This is a genomic window from Enemella evansiae, from assembly GCF_002250705.1.
Taxonomy (GTDB): Bacteria; Actinomycetota; Actinomycetes; order Propionibacteriales; family Propionibacteriaceae; genus Enemella; species Enemella evansiae.
Genome location: NZ_NMVP01000034.1, coordinates 15,638 through 40,248 on the forward strand (window position 1 = coordinate 15,638; position 24,611 = coordinate 40,248).

Below are 24,611 nucleotides of genomic sequence, written 5' to 3' on the forward strand. Positions count from 1 at the left end.
GTGCGTTATGCCGGACCGGGCATAACGGGACAAGCATCTTGCATTGGTGACCGGGCGGCGACAGGAGCAGGGTGCTGATCACCACTTGCCGTTCCAATCACCACAGCTGTTCCAACGGCTCGACCATCAGGAGGCGCCGTGACCGCCGCAAACCCCACCGATGAACGACTTCACCGCTTCCTGACCGACGTACGCCGAGAGCTCGGCCCGGACGCGGTGAGCGATTCGCCCGAGGTCCGCACCCGGTACGGCGACTCAGAACTCCCCGGCGGCCCCTGCCTGCCCGCCGCGGTGGCATATCCCCGCAGCACCGCTGAGGTGCAGACGATGGTCCGCCTGGCGAGTCGGCACGTCGTGCCGCTGCATGCGATCAGCACGGGTCAGAACGTCGGCCTCGGCAACTCGGTGGCCGTGGCACCGGGGACGGTCACCCTCGATCTCGGCCGCCACCTCGACCGCATCCTGGAATTCGACGATCGCTTGAACTACGTGGTCGTCGAGCCGGGGGTCAGTTATGCCGCGCTGGCAGGGTTTCTGGTCGACCGGGGGGACCACCTGATGTGCGACACCACGTCGGGCCCACCGACCGGCGGGCCGCTCGGCAACACCCTGGACAAGGGCGGTGGCTACACCCCGGCCGCCGATCATTTCGGGAACAGCTGTGGCCTCGAGGTCGTGCTCGGCGATGGCCGCGTATTACGTACCGGGGATGGTGCATCCCCCGACAGCCGCACCTGGCACATCGCGAAGTACGGCTTCGGGCCGGTACTGGACGGGCTCTTCCTGCAGTCAAATCTGGGGATCGTCACCAGGATGGGGATCTGGCTGATGCCCAGGCCACCGGTGATCCGCTCGTTCTTCTTCATCTTCCCCGATGACGACGACATCGCCGAGATCGTGGAAATCGCGCGTACGTTGAAGTTCTCGGGCCTGGTACCGACGGCGATCAAGCCACCGGCGACCTCTACTCACTGGCTTCCCATATTCCCTACCCGGATCTGCCGCGGCCGCTGACGACGCAGCTGCGCCGTGATCTGCACCGCGACCACGACATCGGCGCCTGGATCGTCAGCGGTGCGCTCTACGGTTCCTCCGAGGAATCGATTGCGCCCGCCCTTGATCGGGTCCGCAGGCTCTTCACCGATTCGGGGAAAGGACGCTACATCGACCATGACGAGGCGTTGGAACGCCCGGAGTTGAAGATCCACATCGACACCTACAGCGGGCGGCCGACCGAGACGGAGACCGCGATGGTCGACTGGCGCGGCGGTGGCATCGTGTCCCTGACACCCGCCACCCCGATGATCGGCGAGGTCGCACTCGAGCATCAGCGGCTCTCTCGCCGGATCCTTGACGAGCACGGGCTGGATACCTGCATCGACTACATCTTCGCCGGCCGGGCCTCCCGGGGTCTGCACAGCATCCTGTTCGATCCGAGCGATCCCCAGGAGTGCGCCGACGTCACGGCCGCGAGTGCGGCGCTGCGGGACGAGTACCGGCGGATCGGCTATCCGGTGGGCCGAGCGCCCGCCGACATGCAGGTCGAGGAGATGAGTCACCGCGACGAGGTGTTCCGCGAGGTGCTGCACCAGCTCAAAGGGGTCTTCGACCCGAACCGGATCCTCTCCCCCGGTCGATACGGGATGCACTGACCACGGGTGAGGTCTCATCGGTCGGTCGGTACGCAGAGATCACACGCCAACAGCGGGGGGCTGCACCGGGGTCAGGGGTCGGTATGAGAGTCTGATGTCAGGTCAGCCGCTGATAAACCTCTCATCGCCCCGTCCGGTCCAGAACAGGAGCCCTGAGTTGTCCACCCGCACCCCTGCCCTCGCCCTCACCGGCTCGGTGATCGGCCTGACGATGACCGTCGGGCTCACCGGGCCGGCCATCGCCACCCCGACGCCGAGCCCCACCCCGACACCGACGGCCACCCCCACGCCAAGCGCCTCACCCGGGCGTACGCCGTCGGCCACCCCGACCACGACGCCACCCTCGGTCGCGCCGACGCGCTCACTCACCCCGAGCCCGACACCCAGCGCCAGCCCGACCCCCACTCCCGCCCCCGGCCCAACGGCCAGCCCGGGGCCTGCGCAGACCCGCGCCGCCGACGAGTTCGTCGTCAAGGGCGAGATCCTCAAGCGCTACAACGAACTGGGCGGTGAGCAGGGGCAGCTCGGCAAGCCGACCAGCAACGAGTTCGTCGCCGGCCGGAACGTGACCGTGCAGCGCTTCCAGGGCGGCAACATCTACTGGCGCTCCGATGTCGGGGCCACCCACCTGGTCGGCGACATCCTGCGCAAGTACGGCGAGATCGGCTGGGAGAACGGGTTCGCCGACATTCCGGTCGCGGGTGAGTTCAAGGGCAACGACGGGCGCTCCTATCTGAACTGGTTCCGCAACGACACCACGATCATCTGGAACCCGGGCACCGGCGCGCACGTGGTCCGCGGGTCGATCCGGCAGAAGTGGCACGCCGAGGGTGCCGAGGGCGGTTTCGGCGTACCGACCACCGACGAGTTCGCCGGCAATGACGGCGGCCGCTCCCGATTGAGCTTCTTCCGCCGGAACGCCGGCGGGGACGCCACCATCATCTGGACCCCGCAGACCGGTGCACACAAGGTCTACGGGTCGATCCGCGAACGCTGGCACTCCCTCGGCGCCGAGGGCGGTGTCCTCGGCGCGCCGACCTCCGACGAGTTCGACGGCCAGCGGGGCACCCGGGTGCAGCGTTTCGAGAAGGGGTTGCTGATCTGGAGCCCGGCCACCGGTGCGCAACCGGTCGTCGGCGCCCTGCTCGCCGACTATGAACGTCGCGGCTGGGAGGGCGGTGACCTGGGCGCCCCGACCTCCGGTGAATGGCGGTTCGTCGACGGCTGGGGGCAGGACTTCCAGAACGGCCGGTTGCTGTTCCTCGACAACGGCAGCTATCGCACCCAGGTGCGGGTCAACGCGTTCGTCCGACAGGCCGGGCCGGGTGATGTGCAGAGCACCTTCCGCGCCGGCTGCCCGGTCGGCCCCGACCAGCTGCGGGTGGTCGAGATGAACTATCTCAACTATGGCGGGCGGATCGGCCGCGGGATGATGGTGCTGCGCTGGGACGCCGTGGAACCGACGGTGCGCGCCTTCTCCGGTGCCGCCTGGGATTCCTTCCAGATCTTCCAGATGCGCAACCCGGACGTCTGGGGCAACGACCCGGATCAGATGTATGCCAACAACACCTCCGGCTTCTTCTGCCGCTCGGTGGTCGGCAATCCGTATTCGATGAGCCCGCACTCCTACGGTCGGACGATCGACATCAACACGGTGCAGAACCCCTACTACGACGGGTCGCGTTGGTGGCCGAGCAACGGCACCCCGTGGATCGACCGGAATCGGCGAGACCCGGGGATGCTGTTCGACGGTGGGTTGATGACCCGGAACCTGACCGACAACGGCTACTTCTGGGGTGGCTGGTGGGCCGACCGGGACTACCAGCACTTCGAGATGCGGTGAGGGTGGCGATGGTACGCCGCGGGCTGGCCGGATCGCTGACTTTCCTTGCCCTGGTGGGTTTGTCGGGGTGTGGTGGTGGGTCCGGTGCGCCGACGCCCTCCCCCGCTGCCCCGGCCGCCCCGCCCGCACCCACGGTGACCGGCGTCCCGCCCGGGACGCCCGCTGGCGGCGTACCCACCGGACCCGGGCCCGGCGATCCGGCGCCCGAGCCGTCGATCTCCTACGCCCCGGGTGCCGGGCCGCCGAGCGGGGCGCGCCCCGGTGGCGCCCCGCAGCCGACACCGGCGCCTTCCGGCGTACCCGCACCGACCGCGGCCGGACCGCTGGACGAGGCGGCGCTGCCGCGCGCGATCGCTGGCTACACAGGGGTTCCGGGCAAGCCGACCGAGGGTGAGTTCAACCCGAACGGCACCTGGGTGCACGCCACCGATCCGGCCGTGGCGAGTTTCCAGGCACTGCCGATGTGCGGGACCGAGCGGGAGACGCCCAAGGCGGCGTACGCCCTGGCGGGCAGCTATGCCGGTCCGAACCAGGCGCCCGGAAACGGCCTGGTGCTGCAGTTCGCGAACGCCCAGGCTGCGCAGGGCTGGTACGCCGCATTCATCGACCGGATGGCCGCCTGCCCCCCGGACAACGGCCCGGTGACCGTCACCGATCTGAGCAGGGGCGAGGGTTCGTTCACCGCCCGCCGCAACATCTCCTACGCCCGGACGACCTGGTCCGAGGCCGGCCGGGTGAAGGGCGATCGGGTGCTGCTGATCGCCCTCGGTGGTACGCCGGACCTGCGCCAACTGGGTACCGAGTTGCAGCGGTTCTGATCCACGTGCGAGGGCATGAAGAAGGGCCCCCGTCATCCGACGGAGGCCCAGTGTGGTTGATCTGTGGAGCTAAGGGGATTCGAACCCCTGACCTCTTCCATGCCATGGAAGCGCGCTACCAACTGCGCCATAGCCCCGCGCTCGTCTCCGAGCAACCAGAGAAATATAGCGTGGTCACCGGGTACCGGACAAATCGGAAACCCGGCACCCACATGCCGGTGCCGGGTGGCATGCTCGGAGCGTGAACTTCGATGAACGCGCCGCCACCTGGGACGACGATCCCGCCAAGATCGAACGGGCGCAGCGGGTCGCCGCTCTGCTCCGCGAGCACCTGCCCCTCACCGGCTCGGAGAAGATCCTCGACATCGGCGGCGGGACCGGGCAGCTCAGCTTCAACCTGGCCGGCGACGTCGCCGACGTGACCATCTCCGATGCCTCCGCCGGCATGATCGAGGTCGCGACCCGCGGCATCGAGACGCTCAGGCTCGGCGACCGGTACCGCGCCGTCCAGCTGGATCTCACCACCGACACTCCCCCGGCCGAGGACTTCGACGGCGCGTGGAGCCATCTCGCCCTGCACCACGTGCCCGACGTCGACCTGCTGCTGGGCAAGGTGTACGCCCTGCTGCGGCCGGGCGGCTGGTTCGCCGTGGTCGATCTGGACCACGACGCGCACGGCGCCTTCCACCAGCACCTGCACTCGCAGCAGGAGAAGCACGAGCACGGCCGGGGTGAGCACGGCGACGAGTTCCTGGTGCACGACGGGTTCGACCGGGAGGGGTTCGCCGAGCGGCTCCGGGCCGCCGGCTTCACCCGGGTCGATATCACCGACGGCGGTGTGGTGACCCGGGAGGTCGAGGACCAGCAGGCCGACTTCCCGATGTTCCTGGCGGTGGCGTACCGGGAGTGAGCCGGTGCGCTGGGACATGCACTAGTCGCCACGTTCCATGATCAAACCCAGTGGGACTGGGTTTGGCAACGGGCCGGATTCGACTACTGCATGTCCTGGCGTTCGGCCCTTGGCTTCGACTCGCTCGTACCTCGCTCGCTCAGCCGGCGTGAATGGGGCTCCGCATGGTCGGCTACTCGATGAGCGTCAGGCGGTCTCGTTGTAATGCGTGATGCGCCAGGGGTGGGCCGGCTGATGGCTGCGGTCGATGGTGATCCAGCCGCAGTTGTCCAAGGAGCCAAAGGATTCCTTCAGCTCGGGCGGGATGCCGACCATCTCCAGCGCGCCGACCTTCCCGGCCAAACCGTGCATCACCACCGCGACCACGGCGTCATCGGGGGCCTGCTCGCCGATCTCGCGCAGCGCCTCGGCCACCCGCGCCTCGACCTGGCGTACCGATTCCCCGGTCACCCCGCGGACCACGTCCTCACCGCGGGCCTCGCGCTCCAGCACCGCACCGAACTCATCCAGCAGCTCGGTCAGCACCCGGCCCGACCACTGCCCCACGCTGATCTCCCGCAACCGCTGATCGGTGCGGATCGGCAACCCGGTCAGCTCGGCCAGCGCACCCGCGGTGGCGTACGCCCGCTGCAGATCCGAGGACCAGATCTCGGTGATGCCCAGCTCGGCCAGCCTCGGCGCGGCCTCGCGCGCCTGCGCCAACCCGGTCTCGTTCAACGGGATGTCGGCCTCGCCCTGCCAGCGGCGGTGCAGATTCCAGTCGGTCTGGCCGTGCCGCCAGACCACCAGCCGCCGAGCGGTCACCGCTTCTCCTGCGCTTCCTCGATCCCCAGGCCGTCGAGCGACAGGCGCGGGCAGTCCGCCCAGAGCCGGTCCAGGGCATAGAAGGTGCGCTCCTCGGCATGCATCACGTGCACCACCAGATCCAGGTAGTCGAGCAGCACCCAGCGATTCTCCCGATCGCCCTCGCGGCGGGTCGGTTTCTCGTCGAACTCATCGCGCAACCGCTCCTCGATCGCATCCACCACCGCACCGACCTGCCGGTCGTTCGCGGCGGAGACGATCAGGAAGACATCGGCGATGCCGAACTGATCCCCCACGTCGAAGGCGGCGATCTCGGTACCGAGCTTGTCGGCGGCCGCCTGCGCGGCGGCCCGGGTGATGGCCAGCGAGTGCTCCGAAGCGCTCATGAAGTCCTTTCCCGATCTGCGGAGGGTGACTGGGCGTAGAGCCCGCGTTTGCTGATGTACTGCACGATCCCGTCCGGCACCAGATACCAGATCGGCTCCCCCTGGCTGACCCGGGCGCGACAGGCGGTGGAGGAGATCGCCATCGCCGGCACCTCCATCAGGGTCACCCGGTCCGGCGGCAGATGGTCCACCGCGGGCGAGTTCAGCTCCACCCCGGGCCGGGACACCCCGACGAAGTGCGCCAGATCGAACAGCTCGTCGGCACCGCGCCAGGTGAGGATCTGGGCCAGCGCGTCGGCACCGGTGATGAAGAAGAGGTCGACATCGTCGCCGCGTTCGGCGCGCAGATCCTTCAACGTGTCAACGGTGTAGGTGTCACCCTGCCGGTCGATGTCCACCCGGCTCACGGTGAAGCGGGGGTTCGAGGCCGTCGCGATCACCGTCATCAGATAGCGGTCCTCGGCGGCGGATACCTTGCGATCCTTCTTCTGCCACGGTACGCCGGTGGGCACGAAGACCACCTCGTCCAGGCCGTAGCGGCTGCCGACCTCGGAGGCGGCGACCAGGTGGCCGTGGTGGATCGGATCGAAGGTGCCGCCCATCACGCCGAGCCGATAGCGGGAACCCGCCACGTCGTCGCGGCGGCTCAGCCCGGGCTTGTCACTCATCGAGGAGTACGCCTCAGGAGTGCGGTCGGCTGCCCCCGACGGCGGTCACGATGGCCAACAGCGCCATGAGCAGTCCGAAGGCGATCAGGCCGAAACCCCAGGCAGGGATTGGCAGTTCGTTCAGGCCCTCGGCGGCCACGGTCTCGAGCAGCAACAGCATGGCGGCATGCTACCGGAACAGTTGGGGGCTCCGCGCGTCAGCCGCGTACCTGGCCCGCACCCGTCACCAGGTATTTCGTCGAGGTCATCTCCGGCAGGCCCATCGGCCCGCGGGCATGCAGCTTCTGGGTGGAGATGCCGATCTCGGCGCCGAACCCGAACTCCTCACCGTCCACGAACCGGCTGGAGGCATTCACCAGGACCGCGGCGGCATCCACCTCGGCCTGCCAGCGCCGGGCGCTGGTCTGGTCGTCGGTGATGATGGTCTCCGAGTGCCCGGTGGAGTGTTCGCGGACGTGGGCCAGCGCATCGTCGATCGAGTCGACGATCCGAGCCGACAGATCCAACGACAGCCACTCCCCGGTGAAGTCGTCCTCGACGGCCGCGACCACCTCGTCCCGGTCGGCGACCGCGGCGAATCCGGGCTCGGCGTGCACGGTGACCCCGTGTTCGACCAGTGCCGCGATCGCCTTCGGCACAAAGGAATCCGCGATATCGCGATGCACCAGCAGGGTCTCCACGGCATTGCAGACACTGGGCCGCTGGGTCTTGGCGTTCAGCAGCACCGCGAGCGCGGTCTGCTCGTCGGCGCGGGCATCGACATAGAGGTGGCAGTTGCCGGTGCCGGTCTCGATCACCGGCACCTTCGACCCCTCGACGACGGCGTTGATCAACCCGGCGCCACCGCGCGGGATCAGCACGTCGACCACCCCGCGGGCGGCCATCAGCTCGGCGGTCACCTCGCGGCCACCGGTGACCAGCTGGACCGCGTCTTCGGGCAGGCCCGCCTCGGCCAGCCCTGTGCGCAGCGCGGCGACGATCGCGGCGTTGGAGTTCGCCGCCGAGGACGAGCCGCGCAGCAGCACCGCATTGCCGGACTTGAGCGCGATCCCGGCGGCATCGGCGGTCACGTTCGGCCGGGCCTCGTAGATGATCGCGACCACCCCGAACGGCACCCGGACCTGGCGCACCTCGACGCCGTTGGCATTGGTCCAGCCGCGGACCACGTCACCGACCGGGTCGGGCAGGCCGGCGAGCTGCCGCAGCCCGGAGGCCATCCCGTCCAGCCGGTCGTCGGTGAGCCGCAGCCGGTCGACCAGCGAGGCGGCGGTGTCGGCGGCCTCGGCGGCGTCGGTATCGGCCCGGTTGGCGGTCAACACCTCACCCCGCGCGGCGAGCAGCGCGTCGGCCATCGCGTGCAGTGCGCGGTCCTTGTCGGCCCGGCTGGCGGTGGCCAGCACGCGACTGGCCTCCCGGGCGCGTACGCCCTGCTCGGCGAAGGTCGTCTGCTCGGTCGTGGTCATGGGCCGAGGATACGCGGCTCAGCCTCGGGGTTCGACGGGTTCTGCCACCTGGGAGGCGCGCGGGGCGATCTCCCCGGAGAGGATCTCACCGGCCCAGTGGCAGGCGACCCTGCGGCCGGGCTGGATCTCGGTCAGTTCCGGCACCTCGGTATCGCAGCGGGTCTCCTGCCGCCACGGGCAGCGGGTGTGGAAGCGGCACCCCGAGGGCGGATTCGCCGGCGAGGGCAGATCGCCCTGCAGCAGGATCCGCTCGCGGTTGTCCTCCAGTTCCGGGTCCGGCACCGGGATCGCCGACATCAGCGCGATCGTGTAGGGGTGCAGCGGCTGGGCATAGAGATCGTCGGCCGGCGCCTCCTCGACCAGCTTGCCGAGATACATCACGCCGATGGTGTCGGAGATGTGTCGCACCACCGCCAGGTCGTGCGCGATCACCACATAGGTGAGCCCGAACATCTCCTGCAGCTGTTCGAGCAGGTTGATCACCTGCGCCTGCACCGACACGTCGAGCGCCGAGACCGGTTCGTCGGCGATCACCAGCTCCGGGTTCAGGATCACCGCGCGGGCGATCCCGATCCGCTGCCGCTGCCCACCGGAGAACTCGTGCGGATACTTCGCCAGCGCCGAGCGTGGGAGGCCGACCAGTTCCAGCATCCGCACGGCCTTGGCGAGGTAGGCCTTCTCCGAGTTGGCGCCGAATTCTTCCTTGTCCTGCTGGGAAAGCCCGTGCACCTTGAGCGGTTCGACGAGCAGCGACTGGATCGACTGCCGCGGATCCAGCGACGACATCGGGTCCTGGAAGACCATCTGCATCCGGCGGCGCAGCTTGCGCAGCTGCTCACCCTTCATCGCGGTGATGTCGGTGCCGTCGAAGACGATCGACCCGCCGGCGGTGTCCTCCAACCGCAGCAGCGCCCGGCCCAGGGTGGACTTGCCGCAACCGGACTCCCCCACCAGGCCGTAGGTACGCCCCCGCGGGATCCGTAGGTCGACCCCGTCGACGGCCTTCACGTGCCCGACGGTGCGGTCGAAGATCAGCCCGCTGCGGATCGGGTAGTGGACCTTGAGATCGTCGACGACCAGCACCTCGTCGACCTCGGCCGGGGCGCCCGCATCGGGCTGGTCACCGGTGATGGCGGTGCTCATCGCATTACCTCCTGCCGCTCGTCGGCGCCGGCGGGATGCACGCAGCGCACGCGGTGTTCGTGGGCCACCTCGTCGAGGGAGATCGCATCGGTGACGCAGGCGTCGGTGGCGTGCCGACAGCGTGGTGCGAACGCACACGCCTTGGACCAGGAGATGGTGTCGCGCGGCGTACCGGGGATCGGGGTGAGCTTCTCGTTCCGGTCGGAATCCAACCGAGGAATGGAATCCAGCAACCCCTCGGTGTAGCGGTGCCGGGGTGAGCCGAAGAGTTCCTTGCGTGGCGCGTATTCCACGATCCGGCCGGCATACATCACGTTGACGTGGTCGCAGAGTCCGGCGACCACACCCAGGTCGTGGGTGATCATGATCATCGCCGTGCCGAGGTCGCGGACCAGTTCGGCCAGCAGCTCCAGCACCTGGGCCTGGATGGTGACGTCCAGGGCGGTGGTCGGCTCGTCGCAGATCAGCAGCTTCGGCTTGCAGGCAAGGGCCACCGCGATCAGCGCGCGCTGCCGCATGCCGCCGGAGAGCTGGAACGGGTATTCCCCGAATCGGCGGGCCGGATCGGGGATACCGCAGCGATCGAGCAGCTCGATCGCCTCCTTGCGGGCCCGGTCGCGGGACATCTTCTCGTGCGCGTGCAGCACCTCGGTGATCTGGGTGCCGACGGTGACCACCGGGTTCAGCGAGCTCATCGGATCCTGGAACACCATCGCCAGTTCGTCACCACGCAGGCGATTCAGCTCCTTGTCCGACAGCTTCAACAGGTTCCGGCCGCGATAGTTGGCCTCCCCGGAGATCTGTACGCCGCGGCGCGGCAACAGTCCCATCACCGCCATCGAGGACACCGACTTGCCGGAGCCGGACTCCCCCACGATGCCGACCACCTCACCGGGGCGGACGTCGAAGGAGACCCCGTCGACGGCGGCGAACGGGGTCTGTCCGCGGCGGGCGAAGCTGACCCGCAGGTCCTTCACATCGAGCAGCGCCTCGGCGCGCTGCCTGGGGTCATCAGTGGTCGGGGTCATCGGTGCCTCCTGGCCCGTCATCGGCGGGACTTGGGGTCGAGGGCCTCGCGCAGGGATTCGCCCAGCAGGGTGAAACCGAGCGCGGTGACCGCGATGCACAGACCGGGCAGCACGGTCAGCAGCGGATAGGACTCGAGGCGTTCCTGACCCTTGACCAGCATCCGGCCCCATTCGGCCACGGTCGGATCGGGGGCGCCCAGGCCCAGATAGGACAGCGCCGCGACCTCGATGATCGCGGTCGCCAGCATCAGCGTGGCCTGCACGATCACCGGGCCGAGCGAGTTCGGCACCACATGGCTCATCACGATGGTGCGCGGCCGCAATCCCAACGAGGCCGAGGCGAGCACATAGTCCTGGCGGCGCTGCTTCATCATCGAGGCCCGCAGCAGGCGGGCGAAGATCGGCACCTGGGCGGCGGCGATCGCGACCATCAGCGCCTCCGGCCGGCGGCCCATGATCGCGGCCACCGAGACCGCCAGCAGCAGCGCCGGGATGGAGAGCAGGATGTCCACGATCCGCATCACCAGGGTGTCCACCCAGCCGCCGATCGCACCGGCCAGGCCGCCGAGCACGGCGCCGCCGGCCAACCCGAGCAGGGTGGAGACGACGCCGATGATCAGCGACTGCCGGGCGCCATAGATCAGCTGGGTGAGGAAGTCCGAACCGAAGGAATCCAACCCCAGTGGATGTTCCGGGCTGAACGGCGGCAGCGTGGAGGGGGTGATCTGGTTGGCCCACTCGGTGGTCGATGGTTTGTAGGGGGCCAGCAGCGGGGCGAAGACCGCGACCACGATGAAGGCGAGCACGATGATCCCGCCGATGATCGCCGACGGGTTGCGCCGCAATCGCTGGAAGGCGCCCTTCCACAGGCTGGTGCCGGTCTCGTCCTCGGCCAGCTGCGGGCCCATCGCCGCGACCAGGGCCGGCGGCCAGTTCGGGTGCTCCTCGGTGATCGTGTCGGCTTCGACCGCGGTGGCACCCGCGGTCTGCTGCTTGTCGGTCTTCACGGTCTTCTCGCTCACGTGACACGCATCCTCGGGTCGAACACCCCGTAGAGCAGGTCGACCACCAGGTTGACCAGGGCGTAGATGATCGCGATGAACAGGATGAATCCCTGCAGCACTGCGTAATCCAGGCTGGAGATCGCCTCGAACAGATAGGAGCCGATGCCGTTGAAGGCGAACACGCCCTCGGTGAGCACCGCACCGGACAGCAGCGCCCCGGTCTGCAGGCCGATCAGGGTGACGATCGGCAGCATCGCGTTCTTCAGCACGTGCCGACGGGTGATCAGGCCCTGCGGGAGGCCCTTGGCGGTGGCGGTGCGCACATAGTCCTCGTTGAGCACATCCAGCACCGAGGCCCGGGTCATCCGGGTGATCGCGGCCAGCGGGATCGAACCGAGGGCGATCGCCGGCAGGATCAGGTGCTTGATGGCATCCCAGGAGGCGTCCCATTCCCTGGTGAGCAAGCCGTCCAGCACATAAAAGTTGGTGATGTGGGTGGCGTCCAGGCGGACGTTCTGCCGGCCGGAGGTGGGCAGCACCGCCAGGAACTCCAGGCCGGGGATGCCGACCGCGAAGACCAGCTTCAGCAGGTATGCGAGCACGAAGACCGGGATCACCACGCCGATCAACGAGTTGGTCACCGCGATGGTGTCCAGGATGCCGCCGGCCCGCTTGGCGGCGAAGTAACCGAGCGGAATCCCCACCACGATGGCGAAGATCAGCGCCGCCACCGACAGCTCGACGGTGGCCGGGAAGCGTTCCAGGAAGGTGCCGACGACCGGCTGGCCGGTGCGCGGTGAGCTGCCGAAGTCACCGCGGATCAGTTGTCCGAGCCAGGTGACGTACTGCACCGGGATGGGCTGGTCGAAGCCGTACTGGGCGTTGATCCGGGCCACCGCCTCGGGGGTGGCCTTGTCACCCAGCAGTGCCGAGGCCGGATCCCCGGGCAGCGCCCGCAGCCAGGCGAACAGCAGCAGGCTCAACCCCAGCAGCACCGGGATCATCAACAGCAGCCGGCGTACCACGAATCTCAGCATCGGCGGTCTCTCAACATCGGCGGTCTTGGCATCGGGGGGTCCTCACACGCGCGCCGTGGATGGGGCGGCATCCGCCCCATCCACGGCAACGATCAGATCGGTCGAATCAGCTCCACGCGGGACTCAGCGTTCGACGGTGACGTTGTTCCAGACCTCGTCGTTCACCGGGCTCGGCGTGTAACCCTTGACCCCCTTGCCGAAGGCCAGCGACGGCGCCGGGTGCGCGAGCGGCACGCCCGGGACGAACTCAGCGATCTGCTCGTTGATCTTCTTGTACGCCTCGGCCTGTGCCTCCTTGGTGGGCAGCTGGCGGGCGTCCTGCAGGGCCTTGAACAGCTCCGGGTTGTCGAAGCCCCACTCGATGCCCTTCTTGCCGAAGAACACACCGACGAAGTTGTCCGGGTCGTTGTAGTCACCGGTCCAACCGAGGAAGTGGATGTCCCGCTTCGGGATGCCCTCCGGCTTGCGGGTCATGTCCAGGTAGTCCGGGCTCCACTTGGCGGTGACCGGCTCGACCTTGATGCCGACCTGCTCCAGCTGACCCTTGATGGTCACGAAGGAGTTCTCCGGAGTCGGCATGTAGGGCCGGGAGACACCGGTCGGGTAGGCGAATTTCAGGGTGAGGTTCTCCTGACCGGCCTCCTTCAGCAGCTGCCGCGCCTTCTCCGGGTCGTACTTGTAGTCGGTGACCCCGGGGTTGTAGCCGACGACGTTGTCCGGCATGAACTCGATCGCGGTCTTCGTGCCCTCGGGCAGGCTCTGCTTGACCAGCGCGTCCTTGTCGATCGCATACGAGATCGCCTCGCGGACGCGCTTGTCCTGCAGCACCGGGTTGGCCTGGTTGAACGCCAGGTAGAAGATCGTGAACGGCTGGCGCTGCATCACCTGCAGGCCCTTGTCCTTCAGCGACTGGACATCGGCGGGCGCGACCAGGTCGTAACCGTCGATGTTGCCGGCCTCGAGCTCCTGGGTGCGGGCCTTGGGATCGGAGATGATCCGCACGACGGCCTTGCTGACCTTGGCCTTGTCGCCCCAGTACTCCTCGTTGCGGTCCATCACGACCTGCTGGCCGCGGTCCCACTGGGCGAACTTGAACGGCCCGGTACCGGTCGGGTGCTGGGTGGCGTACGCCGAGAACCGCGGGTCCTTCGCGTCACCCTGCACGTCGTCGGCGTTGTACTGCTTCATCGCGGTCGGCGACTGCATCGCGAACGCCGGCAGCGTCATCGCGTCGATGAAGGCGGCGAACGGCTTGTTCAGGTTGATCGTGACCTCGCTGTCGGACTTCGCGTTGCAGGAGTCGTAGATCGTCTGCCCGGCACCGGCCTCCGGGTTCTTGAAGCCCTGGAAGAGCTTTCCGTAGTAGTAGGAGATGTTCTCGTTCTGGTTCAGGCCCTTCCAGTTGGCCCACCGGTCGAAGTTCGCGCAGACGGCGGCGGCGTTGAAGTCGGTGCCGTCGTGGAACTTCACGCCCTTGCGCAGCTGGAAGGTGTGGGACTTGCCGTCGGGCGCGGAGGACCAGCTCTCGGCCAGCAGCGGTTCCAGCTCGGTGGTGCCCGGCTTGGTGGAGACCAGACCCTCGAACAGGTTGCGCGAGATCCGGAACGACTCACCATCGGAAGCGAAGGCCGGGTCGAGCATCACCGGATCCGAGGAGCCGGCGAAGATGAAGGTGTCGTTGGCGCCACCGCTGCTGCCGCTGTTGTTGTCGCGCTGGCTCTCCGCGCACGCGGCCATCGTCGCGGTCAGCGTCAGCACGGCCGTCGCGGCGAGCACCCGGCGGATGTTGGATTTCTGCACTGTCCCTACCTCGTTGTGTGAACGGGGATCCCCAGGCCCGGATATGGGCTTGCCCGACCCTAACGCAGCCGTGCCCGGTGAAGCAGCATTCCACTGGTCACGATTGGGTCAACCGCTCAGTGGGTTGCGCAATGGGCCCATCGATCCGCGAGGAGGGTGAGACAAACTGTCTTGTCCGCTGGGATTCGGGTGGGCTCGCGCGTCCGGGTCACCGGGAGGCGAGCAGGGTGGGATGCATGGACATCGCCAACGACGCCGATCCGGACACCGACCTCTCCCCCACCCTGGCCATCAACGAGGAGATCGACCGCCGCCGCCGGCTCGGTCTGCCGGTGGTGCCGCTCGGCTTCGGCGAGGCCAACGTGCCGGTGCTGCCCGAGCTGCGGCAGCGGTTGGCCGAGGCGGCCGATCAGGGTGGGTACGGTCCGGTGGCCGGCGTACCGGAGCTGCGGGAGGCCGCCGCGGGCTATCTGGTACGCCGGGGTGCGCCGGCGACCGCGGACCGGGTGATCGCCGGACCGGGCAGCAAGCCGTTGCTGTTCGCGGTGCTGCGGGCCCTCGACCTGCCGGTCGTGCTCCCCGCGCCCAGCTGGGTGAGTTACGCCGCCCAGGCCCGGATCGCCGGGATCGAGACCCACTGGGTCCCCCCGCGCCCCGGCCAGGGCGGCGTACCCGATCCGGACCGGGTGGTCGAACTCGCCAGTGCTCCGAACCGGCCGCGGTTCGCGGTGCTGCTCACCCTGGTGGACAATCCCACCGGCGCGGTCGCCGATCCGGGCACCATCGCCGAGCTGGCCCAGGTGGCACGGCGCCACGATCTGCCGCTGATCAGCGATGAGATCTATCGGGATCTGGTGCACGATCCCGATCGCCGGCTGGTCGGGCCGGCCGAACTCGCCCCGGAACGCACCTTCGTCACCACCGGGTTGAGCAAGAACCTGGCCGTCGGTGGCTGGCGGATCGGTGTCCTCGGGCTCCCGGACGGTCCGCTCGGCGCCCGGGTCGCCGGACGGGTTCTCGGGCTGGCCAGTGAGCTCTGGTCGGTGCCGCCGATGCCGGTGCAGCGCGCGGCCACCTGGGCCTTCACCGAGCCACCGGAGGTGACCGCGCGCTTCGCCGACAGCGCCCGGCTGCACGGCCGGATCGTCGGCGCGGTCGCCGAACGACTGACCGCACTGGGGGTGGGGTTCGTGCCACCGGGTGGTGGCTTCTATCTCTATCCCGACTTCGAGGCGCATCGGGAATCGCTGCTGCACAAGGGAATCAGCGATTCGACAAGCCTTGCGACAGGCCTCTTGGAGGAGCACGGCGTGGCCACCCTGCCCGGGGTCGCGTTCGGCGACCGACCGGAGCGACTGACCCTTCGGCTGGCCACCTCGATGCTGTTCGGGCGTACGCCGACCGAACGCCAGCAGGCGATCGAGACCGCCGACCCGCTCGAACTCGGCTGGGTGCAGGACAACCTGGCCCGGCTCGATGCCGCGCTCAGCGGGTTGCTGCGCGGCTGAGTCAGAGCCCCACCCGCCTCACAGCATCGCCAGGCTGCGGAACTGGCTGCCGTGGAAGACCAGCGGCTCCCGGCCGGCGAAACTGGTGATCGCACCGATCTCCAGCAGCACGATCTCGTGGTCGCCGGCGGTCACCTCCTGCCTCACCGCACAGTCCAACCACAGGCAGGATCCGCCGATGAAGACCGCCCCCTCGCGGGTGGCGCTCCAGTCCAGGCCGGTGAACCGATCCGCCGCTTTCGCGGCCAACTGCCGACTCACCCCGCCCTGCTCCGCGGCCAGCACGCTCACCCCGAGGCGGGTGGCGCCGCGCAGCTTCGGCCAGGTCGAGGAGGAGTGCGCGATGCAGATCGAGACCAGCGCCGGCTCCAGCGAGACCGAGGTGAAACTGCTGGCTGCCAGGCCGATCGGCTGGGCATCGCCGCCGGAACCGAGCGCACACAGCGCGGTGACACCGCTCGGGAAGTGACCGAAGGCCTCGCGCAGTTCGGGCTGCCCGAAGGGTGCAGTGCGCTGGGGATGGATCAACTCCACCGCCCTCTCCATCACGGTCTGGTTCATGGTGTCCTCCAGGGTCTGCTCCATTGCTTGGCATCGACTCTGCGCCGCCGCCGGCGCGATGACCATGTGCCCGAGGACAAACTTCGCGCGGGCTTTTGTGATGGCCGACCCCACGCGCAGCACCTGTGCCAACAGCCCAAAGGTCGACCACCGGTTTGGGCCGGGTGTCGGCGGGGGTTCCCAGGCGGCCGAGCGCGATTACGTTGATCCCACGACCGCGACGGGGCGGATCGGCACTGGTCACCGGAGCCGATCGAGGATCCGTCTGCGGAAACGTCGATCGACAAGGGGATCCAACGATGAATCCTGCGCCCCGGGCCGCGTCGCCTGACCGCGATCGGGTGACCGCGCGGTCCAGAGCCATGGGGGTGGTCGCCTATGGCCGTCCCATCCAACCCATCGAATTGCCGGTGGTCCCACCGAAGGACGATGAGGTCGCGGTCTCGGTCACCTACTGCGGGGTCTGCGGCACCGACGTGAAGATCGCCGAGGGCGGATTGGGATTCTCCGCCGACCTGCCACTGCCGCACGTGCCGGGCCATGAGGTCGTCGGCGTGGTCACCGAGGCCGGCAACGACTCCCCCGTCGCCGTCGGCAGCCGGGTGCTGGTCTACGACTTCCTCGGCTGCGGGGTCTGTGCACCGTGCCGCGACGGCCACGAGAACGTGTGCACCGATCTGCGGCGCCGGGTCGGGTTCACCAGCCAGGGTGGTTTCGCCGAACGATTGGTGCTGCCCCACCAACTGGTGGCCGTGCTGCCGGACACCGTCAGCGATCGGTCCGCCTCCGCGCTCGGCTGCGCGATGGCCACCGCCTACCGTGCCGTGGTCCGGCAGGCCGACGCGCGGGCCGGTGACCGGGTGCTGGTCAGCGGCGCCGGCGGTGTCGGGCTGCACGCCGCCCAGATCGCCGTGGCCTGTGGTGCCGAGGTGGTGGCCGCCGACGTCTCCCAGGCCGCCCTGGCGGCCGTGGAACTGTTCGGCGTCCGCACCATCGACGCCGGGGACCTCCCGGAGCTGACCCCGGCGGCGTTCGACACGGTCATCGAGACCTCGGGCCACCTCACCGATCTGGGCGTGCTGTCCCGACTGCTGCGCCCACGCGGACGGATCGTGCTGGTCGGTTATGACCCCTCTCGACCGATGACGCTTCCGACCTTGGAGATCGTCAACAACGAGATCGAGATCGTCGGCAGTCGGTACGCCACCCGGTCCGACCTGCTCGGCGGCCTCGATCTGGTCGCCCGCGGACTCGTCACACCGGTGATCAGCCGGGTCCTCGACCTCGACGATGCCGCCGCCGCCCTGGCCGCGGTCAAGGCCGGTCGCGTCACCGGCCGGATCAGTCTGCGCATCCACCCGGAACAGCAATCGCAGCAACCGCAGCACCCGTAGCACCAGAGGAGAACACCATGTCGATCGATACGATTTCAGCCAACTCAGTGCCCGACCAGAAGTGGCTCGAACGGGCCCGGGCACTGCAGCCGCAGCTGCGGGCCAACGCCAAGGACGGTGAGCAGCAACGACAACTGCCGGAGGTCGACGCCAAGGCCCTGCAGGAATCCGGACTGCTCTCGTTCTGGGTGCCGCGCCGGTTCGGCGGCCCGGAGGTGAACTTCCGGACCGGTGTGGACATGATCTCCGAGGTCGCCTACGGCAACGGTGCCGCCGGTTGGGTCACCGCACTGATCAACACCAGCAACTGGATGGCCGCGCTCTTCCCGGAACAGGCGCAGCAGGAGATCTGGGGATCGGACCCGAGCACCCTCGTCTCGACCGTCTTCGACGCGAATGCGACCGCCGAACCGGTCGCCGGTGGCTACCGGTTCTCCGGCAAGTGGGGTTTCGCCTCCGGCTCGGCCCTCTCCCAATGGGCAAACCTGGGTGTCCTCATCCCCAGCGCCGACGGCACGATGAGCCACGCGCTGGCCGTGGTGCCCACCTCCGAACTGAGCTACCAGGACACCTGGTACACCACCGGGATGCGGGCCACCGGCAGCAACACCTGGGTCGCTGAGGACGTCGTCGTGCCGGAACACCGGCTGCACCACTTCGATGACCTGATGGAGCGGCGCTACCGCACCGAGTTCGGCGAGGAGATCGTCTACCGCGGTCACTTCATGCCGGTGGCCACCATGATCATCGTCGCGCCCCATCTCGGCATGGCCCGCGCGGCGCTGGATCTGACCCTGGAGACCGTGCCGAAGCGCCGGGTGAAGTACACGGTCTATGAGAAGTCTGCCGATGCGCCGTTCGTGCAGACCCTGGTTGCGGAGGCGGCCAGCATGATCGATGCGGCGACCATGCTCGTCCACCGGCTCGCGACGACGATCGACGACGCGGCCGCGGAGAACAGGGATCACACCGCGATCGAGCGAGCCCGCGCGCGGATGGATGCCGGGCACGCGGCCACCTTGTGCCGGGAGGCGATCGACAAACTGATGAGCGTCAACGGCGCCTCCGCCTTCGCCGAGTTCAACTACCTGCAGCAGATCTGGCGGGATTCGCACACCGGCAGCCGACACGCATTCGCCGAACCCGTTCTCGGGATGGAGATCTATGGCCGCGAACTGCTCGGTCGGGACCGGGTGATGCCGATCTGATGAGCACCGCGATGGAACGGGACGAGGCGACCGGCCTGACCTGGGTCCGGGCGATCACGATCGACGCGGCCTCGGTGGGGTCGCCGGAACCCACCTCCGATCTGCCCACCCGGATCTGGGCCGAGGAGCAGCTCGGCGCAGATCCGGTGTGCTGGGCGCTGGTGACCGCCCAGCGGATGGCCGACCAGATCGTCGAATCGGTGCCCATCTTCGGCTCCGATGCCGGGGTGCATCTGCTGCTCCGCCGAGCGGTCGAGGGCACCACCCTGCGGTTGCTGATCACCCTGCTGACGGACGACACCGATGCGGTCTGGCCAGCACCGGAACCCGCCGACGCCGTCACCTCCTATGTCCGCCGACAGATTCCGCTGGAGGATGTGCTGCGTTCGATCAGCGTGAGCCAGGAGGTGTTCACCCGCTTGTTGCTGGAGCAGGTCTCGGTGCTGGTGCCGACCGAGCGGATCAACGAGGAGACCCGCGCCACGCTGAGCCTGGTGTTCCGGACCTATGACCTGTTCAGCTCGGCGATCGCCTCCTACTACCTGCGCGATGCCGAGCGCTGGGCGCAGACCACCGCCGCGGTGCAGACACGCCACATCGAACGGGCCCTGCAGGCGACCGCCACCGCGGAGGTGGCCGAGCTCAGCAGGGAGCTCGATTACGACCTGACCGGCTCCCATCTGGCAGCGGTGTTCTGGATGCGGGCCCCGCGGTTGGTGAGGCGGGCCCCGGAAGCGATCGAAGCCGCGATCCATCACCTGCTGGCAGCCACCGGACGGCCCGCTCACCTGGTGCGGTGGGTCGGCCCGGCGACCGCACAGGTGTGGCTGCAGGTCGATGATCCGGCGGCGGCCGACGGATTGGATCTCGAGCTGGCGCATGTCCAGAACCTGCATCTGGCGGTGGGCAGCGTCGCCGCGGGTATCTCAGGCTTCCGCAGCAGCCACGAGTCCGCGAGAGCGACCGAGCGGTTGGCGCACCTGGCGGGGCCCCGATTGCCCTGGCTGGTCACCCACCGGTCGGTGCAGGCGATCACCCTGCTGCTGCACGACCTGCCGGGACTGCAGGCATTCGTCATCCGCACCCTCGGCGCGTTGGCCGCGGACGAGCCACGGGCCGAGGAACTACGGACGTCACTGGAGGCCTATCTGGCCGCCGGCCGCAGCTCCCGCAAGGCCGCGGCGACGCTGCCGGCCCATCGCAACACCGTCGTCTACCGGGTGCGGAGCGCGGAACAACTGCTGCCCCCGGGCAGTGCTCTGGATTCGATGGAGCTGCGCCTGGCGCTGCGGGTCTGCGAGTTGCTGGGGCCGCGCTTCAGCGAGAGCTGATCGGCGTACGCCGGCTGGGCCGCAGCACCACCAGCACGTCGCGGTGCACGGCCACGCCCTGCAACTCCTCGCCCAGGTCGGCGAGCAGGCCGGCGCTGTCCTTGCCGCGCATCCGGCGCAGGTCCGCGGCATCGTAGCCGGCCAGCCCGCGGGCCACCACCACACCGTCCGGATCCACCAGATTCAGCGGCTCGCCGGCGGTGAAATCCCCTTCCACGGCAGTGATTCCGACCGGCAGCAGGGAGGCATTGCGCTGCACCACCGCACGGGCCGCACCGGCGTCGAGGTGCAGCTGACCGGCGGTGTAGGAGGCGTGCTCCAGCCAGAGCAGCCGGGTCGGGCGCCGTTTGCCGGTGGGTGCGAACCGGGTCCCGACATCGGCACCGCGGAGCGCCGCATCGGCGTTCTCGGCCGAGGTGAGCAGGCACGGAATCCCCGCCGAGGTGGCGATTCCGGCCGCCTCGATCTTGGTGACCATGCCACCGGTACCGACCTTGGAGCCGGTCCGGGTGATGTCCACCCCGGCCAGATCGTCCGGACCGTTCACCGCATCGATCCGGCGGGCGCCGGGGCGGGCGGGGTGATCGGTGTAGACGGCGTCGACATCGCTGAGCAGGATCAGCGCGTCGGCGTGCACCAGATGTGCGACCAGCGCCGCCAGCCGGTCGTTGTCACCGAAGCGGACCTTGTGGGTGGCGACGGTGTCGTTCTCGTTGACGATCGGGATCACCCCGAACTCGAGCAGCTTGGCCATCGTCCGATACGCGTTGCGGTAGAGACCCTGCCGGGTCACGTCATCGACGGTGAGCAGCACCTGGCCGACCTGCCAACCGTGTTCGGCGAAGCCGCGGGTGTAGTGCGCCACCAGCAGCCCCTGCCCCACCGAGGCGGCCGCCTGCCGGGTCGCCAGGTCGCGCGGGGCGGTCTTCAGCCCGAGCGGGGAAATCCCGGCGGCGACCGCACCGGAGGAGACCAGCACCACCTCCCGCCCCGCCTGGCGGGCGGCCGAGATGGCCTCGACCAGCGGTTCGATCCGTTCCGGGTCGATCGCCCCGGCCGGTGTGGTCAGCGAGGAGGAGCCGACCTTCACCACGACCCGATGGGCCGAACCGAACTCTGAGGCGTCGTTCACATCAGTCATCATGGTCGGCGTCGCCCGGTGCCGCACCCTCGTTCCGGGGCGTGGACCGGTTGCGAGCCGACCGTTCGGCGGTCTCCCGGGTCCGGTTCGCGTAACCGCGGCGCATCCCCTGGGTCTCCGGTTCCGCCTCGGCCCGCTCGGCCTGGTACTCGGCGTCCCGGGCCCGGCGCCGGGCCACCGCCGGGCGTTCGTCCAGCACCCGGTCGTCCTCACCGCGCCGGGAGAGGATCTCCGCACCGATGTCGATCTGCGGGGAGAAGTCGAAGACCACCGCATCCTCACCGCCGATGGCCACCGCATCACCGGGGCGGCCACCCAGTTCGAGCAAGCGGTCCTCGATGCCGATCCGGTTCAGCCGATCGGCCAGGTAACCGACGGCCTCAGGGTTGTTGAAGTCGGTCTGGCGCACCCAGCGTTCGGGCTTGGCGCCGCGGACCCGCCACATGTGCCCGCCCTCGCCGTCACCGATCCGCTTGATAGTGAACTCCGCACCGGAGCCGGTGACCGGCTCGGGGCGCAGCACGATCCGCGGGGCGGCCGGCGCGGGCTGGGTCTCGCGGCGGCGGCGTACCAGATCGGCCATCGCGAAGGTGAGGGATTGCAGACCGGTGCCGGACTTGGTGGAGATCTCGAAGACCGGCCAGCCTCGGGCCTCGACGTCGGCACGGACGATCTCGGCGAGCTCGCCGGCGTCGGGGACGTCGACCTTGTTCAGGGCGACCAGCCGCGGCCGGTCCTCCAGCCCGCCGTGCGCGGCGAGTTCGGCCTCGATCACATCGAGGTCGGAGAGCGGGTCGCGACCCGGTTCGAAGGTCGCGGTGTCGATGACGTGCACCAGCGCGGCGCAGCGTTCCACGTGCCGCAGGAAGTCGTGGCCCAGGCCGCGGCCCTCGGAGGCGCCCTCGATCAGGCCGGGTACGTCGGCGACGGTGAAGGTGGTGTCACCGGCGACGACGACACCGAGGTTGGGCACCAGGGTGGTGAACGGATAGTCGGCGATCTTGGGCCGGGCGCGGGAGATCGCGGCCACCAGGCTGGATTTGCCGGCGCTGGGGAAGCCGACCAGGCCGACATCGGCGACCACCTTGAGCTCCAGGGTGACCCGGTGCTGCTCCCCCTCCTCGCCGAGCAGTGCGAAGCCGGGTGCCTTGCGGGCCGCGCTGGCCAGGGCGGCGTTGCCGAGCCCGCCCTTGCCGCCGGCGGCGATCACGAACTCGGCGCCGACCCCGGTCAGGTCGGCGAGCTGCTGGCCGGTGTCGGCGTCGGTGACCACGGTGCCGTCCGGGACGGAGAGCACCACATCCTCACCGCGGGCGCCGTTCTGGTTGTCCCCCTTGCCGGGTTGGCCGTTGGTGGCCCGGCGGCGGGAGGCGCGATGGAACTCGACCAGGGTGGTCAGCCCCGGGTCGACGCGCAGGATCACCGAACCGCCGTCACCGCCGTTGCCACCGTCGGGGCCGCCGAGGGGCTTGAACTTCTCCCGGTGGACCGAGGCGCAGCCGTGGCCGCCGTTGCCGCCGGCCACGTCGAGGGTGACCTGGTCGACGAAGGAGGGAATGGCCATGATTGGGTGCTTTCTCTCGGGGACGATCCAGTCTATCCGGCGTACGCGAAGAGCCCTTGTCCTTATCGGGCTGGACATGAAATGGTGTTCCACGCGTAATCCGATGTCCAACGATTCCACTGGAGTGGTCCCGTCATGAAGATCATGACCTGTTTCGCCCATCCCGCCGACACCGTCACCAACTGTGGCGGCACGCTCGCCCGGCATGCGGATGCCGGTGATGAGATCGTCGCGGTGATCCTGACCCACGGTGGCCGGATCCATCCGAACAAGTACGCCGAGGAGTGGCGCCGGGAGAATCCCGACGACCAGATCACCGCGGCGAGCATTCTGGAGATCGCAGAGAACAAGAAGCGGGAGCTGGAGCGGGCCGCCGACGTGCTCGGCATCGGCGAGCTGGTGCTGCTGGATCACGACGACACGATGGCGACCGTGCACGAGGACGTGGTGGAACAGGTCGCCGAGCAGATCGCGATCCACGCCCCCGACGTGATCATCGCCGACTACCCGCAGAATCCGGTGGTCACCCTGTCCAGCCACACGGTCGCGACGATGACGCTGCTGGCCGCGCTGGAGCGGGCACAGACCTTCCTGCGCAACGTCGACGGGCGCGCCGAGGTGAACGTCAAGCAGGTCTTCTTCTCCGGCAATCCGGTGCTGGTCGGCGACTCGTTGTCCGCCTACGGTCAGCGCGCGGACTGCTACATCGACATCACCGGGACCGTCGGCCGCAAGATCGCCGCGATGGACTGCTTCCCCAGCCAGGGCTACGACGGCGACTTCGCGCGCAAGGTGGTGGAGTCCAACAACGGTGAGCATGGCCGGTACGCGGGGGTGAATTTCGCGGAGGCGTACACCCGGTTCCGCAACGAGACCCACACCCTGCTGCCGCTCACCGAGCACGCCCGGTCCCAGGACTATCTGACCCGGCACCGCGACTATTCGGTGATCAACCTGCGGGAGCAGTTCCCGGTGCGCCGGGGCGAGTGACTCGGGGGAGACGCAGCAGGGGCGGCCCAGACGGACCGCCCCTGCTGTGTTGCTGTGGTTAGGTGGGTGTCAGTTGGTGCTGGCCGCGGCCGCGGCGGCAGGCGCCTCGACCGGGTTCACCTTGACGACCCGGCGACCGCGGCGGGTGCCGAACTCGACATTGCCCGCGCGCAGCGCGAACAGGGTGTCATCGCCACCGCGGCCGACGCCGTCGCCCGGGTGGAAGTGGGTACCGCGCTGGCGGACGATGATCTCGCCGGCGTTCACCAGCTGGCCGCCGAAGCGCTTCACGCCGAGCCGCTGGGAGTTGGAATCGCGACCGTTCCGCGTCGAGGACGCGCCCTTCTTGTGTGCCATC

General features: G+C 68.9%; 24 protein-coding genes and 1 tRNA gene. 10 read left to right on the forward strand and 15 right to left on the reverse strand.

Annotated features, from left to right (window positions below):
• Positions 1 to 138 precede the first annotated feature (138 nt).
• The 4 genes from BI335_RS22120 to BI335_RS15575 all read left to right on the forward strand — a co-directional run bounded on the left by BI335_RS22120 (position 139) and on the right by BI335_RS15575 (position 4,313).
• Positions 139 to 1,014: an FAD-binding oxidoreductase gene (locus BI335_RS22120; RefSeq protein ID WP_229119634.1), complete on the forward strand. Its 876-nt coding sequence runs from the start codon at positions 139 to 141 to the stop codon at positions 1,012 to 1,014.
• A gap of 167 nt (positions 1,015 to 1,181) precedes the next feature.
• Positions 1,182 to 1,652: an FAD-linked oxidase C-terminal domain-containing protein gene (locus tag BI335_RS22125; RefSeq protein ID WP_208109053.1), complete on the forward strand. Its 471-nt coding sequence runs from the start codon at positions 1,182 to 1,184 to the stop codon at positions 1,650 to 1,652.
• A 157-nt stretch (positions 1,653 to 1,809) separates the two neighbouring features.
• Complete coding sequence (locus tag BI335_RS15570) at positions 1,810 to 3,495, forward strand: M15 family metallopeptidase (RefSeq protein WP_144009132.1); 1,686 nt, start codon at positions 1,810 to 1,812, stop codon at positions 3,493 to 3,495.
• Positions 3,492 to 4,313: a hypothetical protein gene (locus BI335_RS15575; RefSeq protein WP_144009133.1), complete on the forward strand. Its 822-nt coding sequence runs from the start codon at positions 3,492 to 3,494 to the stop codon at positions 4,311 to 4,313. Before BI335_RS15570 ends, BI335_RS15575 begins: the two co-directional genes overlap by 4 nt.
• A 64-nt stretch (positions 4,314 to 4,377) precedes the next feature.
• Here the strand turns inward: BI335_RS15575 and BI335_RS15580 are convergent.
• Positions 4,378 to 4,450 (reverse strand) — tRNA-Ala (locus tag BI335_RS15580).
• Positions 4,451 to 4,554: 104 nt separating this feature from the next.
• Here BI335_RS15580 and BI335_RS15585 point away from each other — a divergent pair.
• Positions 4,555 to 5,223, forward strand: coding sequence for a class I SAM-dependent methyltransferase (locus tag BI335_RS15585; RefSeq protein ID WP_094432024.1), 669 nt, complete (start codon positions 4,555 to 4,557; stop codon positions 5,221 to 5,223).
• Positions 5,224 to 5,409: 186 nt separating this feature from the next.
• Here the strand turns inward: BI335_RS15585 and BI335_RS15590 are convergent, their stop codons facing one another.
• The 10 genes from BI335_RS15590 to BI335_RS15630 all read right to left on the reverse strand — a co-directional run bounded on the left by BI335_RS15590 (position 5,410) and on the right by BI335_RS15630 (position 14,556).
• Positions 5,410 to 6,027 carry a histidine phosphatase family protein gene (locus tag BI335_RS15590; protein WP_166646829.1) on the reverse strand — a complete coding sequence of 206 codons (618 nt, stop codon included), beginning with the start codon at positions 6,025 to 6,027 and terminating at the stop codon, positions 5,410 to 5,412.
• The gene (gene rsfS, locus BI335_RS15595; RefSeq protein WP_094360215.1) at positions 6,024 to 6,413 is read right to left on the reverse strand and encodes a ribosome silencing factor; all 390 of its coding nucleotides are present in this window, start codon (positions 6,411 to 6,413) and stop codon (positions 6,024 to 6,026) included. Before rsfS ends, BI335_RS15590 begins: the two co-directional genes overlap by 4 nt.
• The gene (gene nadD / locus BI335_RS15600; RefSeq protein WP_094360213.1) at positions 6,410 to 7,081 is read right to left on the reverse strand and encodes a nicotinate-nucleotide adenylyltransferase; all 672 of its coding nucleotides are present in this window, start codon (positions 7,079 to 7,081) and stop codon (positions 6,410 to 6,412) included. The genes rsfS and nadD overlap by 4 nt, the downstream gene beginning before the upstream one ends.
• Positions 7,082 to 7,094: 13 nt before the next feature.
• Positions 7,095 to 7,241, reverse strand: a complete 147-nt coding sequence (locus BI335_RS21585) for a hypothetical protein (RefSeq protein ID WP_166646830.1) — start codon at positions 7,239 to 7,241, stop codon at positions 7,095 to 7,097.
• 37 nt (positions 7,242 to 7,278) lie between these two features.
• The gene (locus BI335_RS15605) at positions 7,279 to 8,544 is read right to left on the reverse strand and encodes a glutamate-5-semialdehyde dehydrogenase (protein WP_094432028.1); all 1,266 of its coding nucleotides are present in this window, start codon (positions 8,542 to 8,544) and stop codon (positions 7,279 to 7,281) included.
• A gap of 18 nt (positions 8,545 to 8,562) precedes the next feature.
• The gene (locus BI335_RS15610; protein ID WP_094403944.1) at positions 8,563 to 9,687 is read right to left on the reverse strand and encodes an ABC transporter ATP-binding protein; all 1,125 of its coding nucleotides are present in this window, start codon (positions 9,685 to 9,687) and stop codon (positions 8,563 to 8,565) included.
• Positions 9,684 to 10,715, reverse strand: a complete 1,032-nt coding sequence (locus BI335_RS15615) for an ABC transporter ATP-binding protein (protein ID WP_229119635.1) — start codon at positions 10,713 to 10,715, stop codon at positions 9,684 to 9,686. The genes BI335_RS15610 and BI335_RS15615 overlap by 4 nt, the downstream gene beginning before the upstream one ends.
• A 17-nt stretch (positions 10,716 to 10,732) precedes the next feature.
• Positions 10,733 to 11,737 (reverse strand): ABC transporter permease, encoded by a 1,005-nt coding sequence (locus tag BI335_RS15620; RefSeq protein ID WP_229118150.1) that lies wholly within the window; start codon positions 11,735 to 11,737, stop codon positions 10,733 to 10,735.
• Positions 11,734 to 12,756 (reverse strand): ABC transporter permease, encoded by a 1,023-nt coding sequence (locus BI335_RS15625; RefSeq protein WP_094360205.1) that lies wholly within the window; start codon positions 12,754 to 12,756, stop codon positions 11,734 to 11,736. Before BI335_RS15625 ends, BI335_RS15620 begins: the two co-directional genes overlap by 4 nt.
• A 123-nt stretch (positions 12,757 to 12,879) precedes the next feature.
• The gene (locus tag BI335_RS15630) at positions 12,880 to 14,556 is read right to left on the reverse strand and encodes an ABC transporter substrate-binding protein (protein WP_166646831.1); all 1,677 of its coding nucleotides are present in this window, start codon (positions 14,554 to 14,556) and stop codon (positions 12,880 to 12,882) included.
• 236 nt (positions 14,557 to 14,792) lie between these two features.
• Between BI335_RS15630 and BI335_RS15635 the strand changes: the two genes are divergently transcribed.
• Positions 14,793 to 16,064 carry a pyridoxal phosphate-dependent aminotransferase gene (locus BI335_RS15635; protein ID WP_094432031.1) on the forward strand — a complete coding sequence of 424 codons (1,272 nt, stop codon included), beginning with the start codon at positions 14,793 to 14,795 and terminating at the stop codon, positions 16,062 to 16,064.
• An 18-nt stretch (positions 16,065 to 16,082) separates the two neighbouring features.
• On the opposite strand, the gene BI335_RS15640 is transcribed toward BI335_RS15635, so the two are convergent.
• On the reverse strand, positions 16,083 to 16,649 hold the full coding sequence (locus BI335_RS15640) for a flavin reductase family protein (RefSeq protein ID WP_229119636.1): 567 nt from the start codon (positions 16,647 to 16,649) through the stop codon (positions 16,083 to 16,085).
• Positions 16,650 to 17,035: 386 nt separating this feature from the next.
• On the opposite strand from BI335_RS15640, the gene BI335_RS15645 reads away from it, so the two are divergent.
• Genes BI335_RS15645 through BI335_RS15655 form a run of 3 tightly spaced genes read left to right on the forward strand, consistent with a single transcriptional unit; the run spans position 17,036 to position 20,558 of the window.
• On the forward strand, positions 17,036 to 18,019 hold the full coding sequence (locus tag BI335_RS15645) for an alcohol dehydrogenase catalytic domain-containing protein (RefSeq protein WP_166646832.1): 984 nt from the start codon (positions 17,036 to 17,038) through the stop codon (positions 18,017 to 18,019).
• 47 nt (positions 18,020 to 18,066) lie between these two features.
• A complete protein-coding gene (locus tag BI335_RS15650; RefSeq protein ID WP_133626338.1) occupies positions 18,067 to 19,227 on the forward strand; it encodes an acyl-CoA dehydrogenase family protein in 1,161 nt (386 codons plus the stop codon).
• Positions 19,227 to 20,558: a PucR family transcriptional regulator gene (locus BI335_RS15655; protein WP_094403940.1), complete on the forward strand. Its 1,332-nt coding sequence runs from the start codon at positions 19,227 to 19,229 to the stop codon at positions 20,556 to 20,558. The genes BI335_RS15650 and BI335_RS15655 overlap by 1 nt, the downstream gene beginning before the upstream one ends.
• Here the strand turns inward: BI335_RS15655 and proB are convergent.
• Both proB and obgE read right to left on the reverse strand, forming a co-directional pair.
• Positions 20,545 to 21,699 carry a glutamate 5-kinase gene (gene proB, locus BI335_RS15660; protein ID WP_094432371.1) on the reverse strand — a complete coding sequence of 385 codons (1,155 nt, stop codon included), beginning with the start codon at positions 21,697 to 21,699 and terminating at the stop codon, positions 20,545 to 20,547. The genes BI335_RS15655 and proB overlap by 14 nt on opposite strands.
• Complete coding sequence (gene obgE, locus BI335_RS15665) at positions 21,692 to 23,263, reverse strand: GTPase ObgE (RefSeq protein ID WP_094432037.1); 1,572 nt, start codon at positions 23,261 to 23,263, stop codon at positions 21,692 to 21,694. Before obgE ends, proB begins: the two co-directional genes overlap by 8 nt.
• A 135-nt stretch (positions 23,264 to 23,398) precedes the next feature.
• Here obgE and BI335_RS15670 point away from each other — a divergent pair, with 135 nt between their 5' ends.
• On the forward strand, positions 23,399 to 24,253 hold the full coding sequence (locus BI335_RS15670; RefSeq protein WP_094360185.1) for a PIG-L deacetylase family protein: 855 nt from the start codon (positions 23,399 to 23,401) through the stop codon (positions 24,251 to 24,253).
• A gap of 69 nt (positions 24,254 to 24,322) precedes the next feature.
• On the opposite strand, the gene rpmA is transcribed toward BI335_RS15670, so the two are convergent.
• Positions 24,323 to 24,610 (reverse strand): 50S ribosomal protein L27, encoded by a 288-nt coding sequence (gene rpmA, locus BI335_RS15675; protein WP_094360183.1) that lies wholly within the window; start codon positions 24,608 to 24,610, stop codon positions 24,323 to 24,325.
• Position 24,611 lies beyond the last annotated feature (1 nt).

What these genes read in the sequence shown, in the direction of transcription:
- BI335_RS15605 (WP_094432028.1), bottom strand. Translation starts at nt 8,544, where the DNA reads ATGACCACGACCGAGCAGACGACCTTCGCCGAGCAGGGCGTACGCGCC.
- BI335_RS15610 (WP_094403944.1), bottom strand. Translation starts at nt 9,687, where the DNA reads ATGAGCACCGCCATCACCGGTGACCAGCCCGATGCGGGCGCCCCGGCC.
- obgE (WP_094432037.1), bottom strand. Translation starts at nt 23,263, where the DNA reads ATGGCCATTCCCTCCTTCGTCGACCAGGTCACCCTCGACGTGGCCGGC.
- BI335_RS15625 (WP_094360205.1), bottom strand. Translation starts at nt 12,756, where the DNA reads ATGCTGAGATTCGTGGTACGCCGGCTGCTGTTGATGATCCCGGTGCTG.
- BI335_RS15615 (WP_229119635.1), bottom strand. Translation starts at nt 10,715, where the DNA reads ATGACCCCGACCACTGATGACCCCAGGCAGCGCGCCGAGGCGCTGCTC.
- rpmA (WP_094360183.1), bottom strand. Translation starts at nt 24,610, where the DNA reads ATGGCACACAAGAAGGGCGCGTCCTCGACGCGGAACGGTCGCGATTCC.
- BI335_RS15635 (WP_094432031.1), top strand. Translation starts at nt 14,793, where the DNA reads ATGGACATCGCCAACGACGCCGATCCGGACACCGACCTCTCCCCCACC.
- BI335_RS15640 (WP_229119636.1), bottom strand. Translation starts at nt 16,649, where the DNA reads ATGGAGCAGACCCTGGAGGACACCATGAACCAGACCGTGATGGAGAGG.
- rsfS (WP_094360215.1), bottom strand. Translation starts at nt 6,413, where the DNA reads ATGAGCGCTTCGGAGCACTCGCTGGCCATCACCCGGGCCGCCGCGCAG.
- BI335_RS15670 (WP_094360185.1), top strand. Translation starts at nt 23,399, where the DNA reads ATGAAGATCATGACCTGTTTCGCCCATCCCGCCGACACCGTCACCAAC.
- proB (WP_094432371.1), bottom strand. Translation starts at nt 21,699, where the DNA reads ATGACTGATGTGAACGACGCCTCAGAGTTCGGTTCGGCCCATCGGGTC.
- nadD (WP_094360213.1), bottom strand. Translation starts at nt 7,081, where the DNA reads ATGAGTGACAAGCCCGGGCTGAGCCGCCGCGACGACGTGGCGGGTTCC.
- BI335_RS21585 (WP_166646830.1), bottom strand. Translation starts at nt 7,241, where the DNA reads ATGCTGTTGCTGCTCGAGACCGTGGCCGCCGAGGGCCTGAACGAACTG.
- BI335_RS15655 (WP_094403940.1), top strand. Translation starts at nt 19,227, where the DNA reads ATGAGCACCGCGATGGAACGGGACGAGGCGACCGGCCTGACCTGGGTC.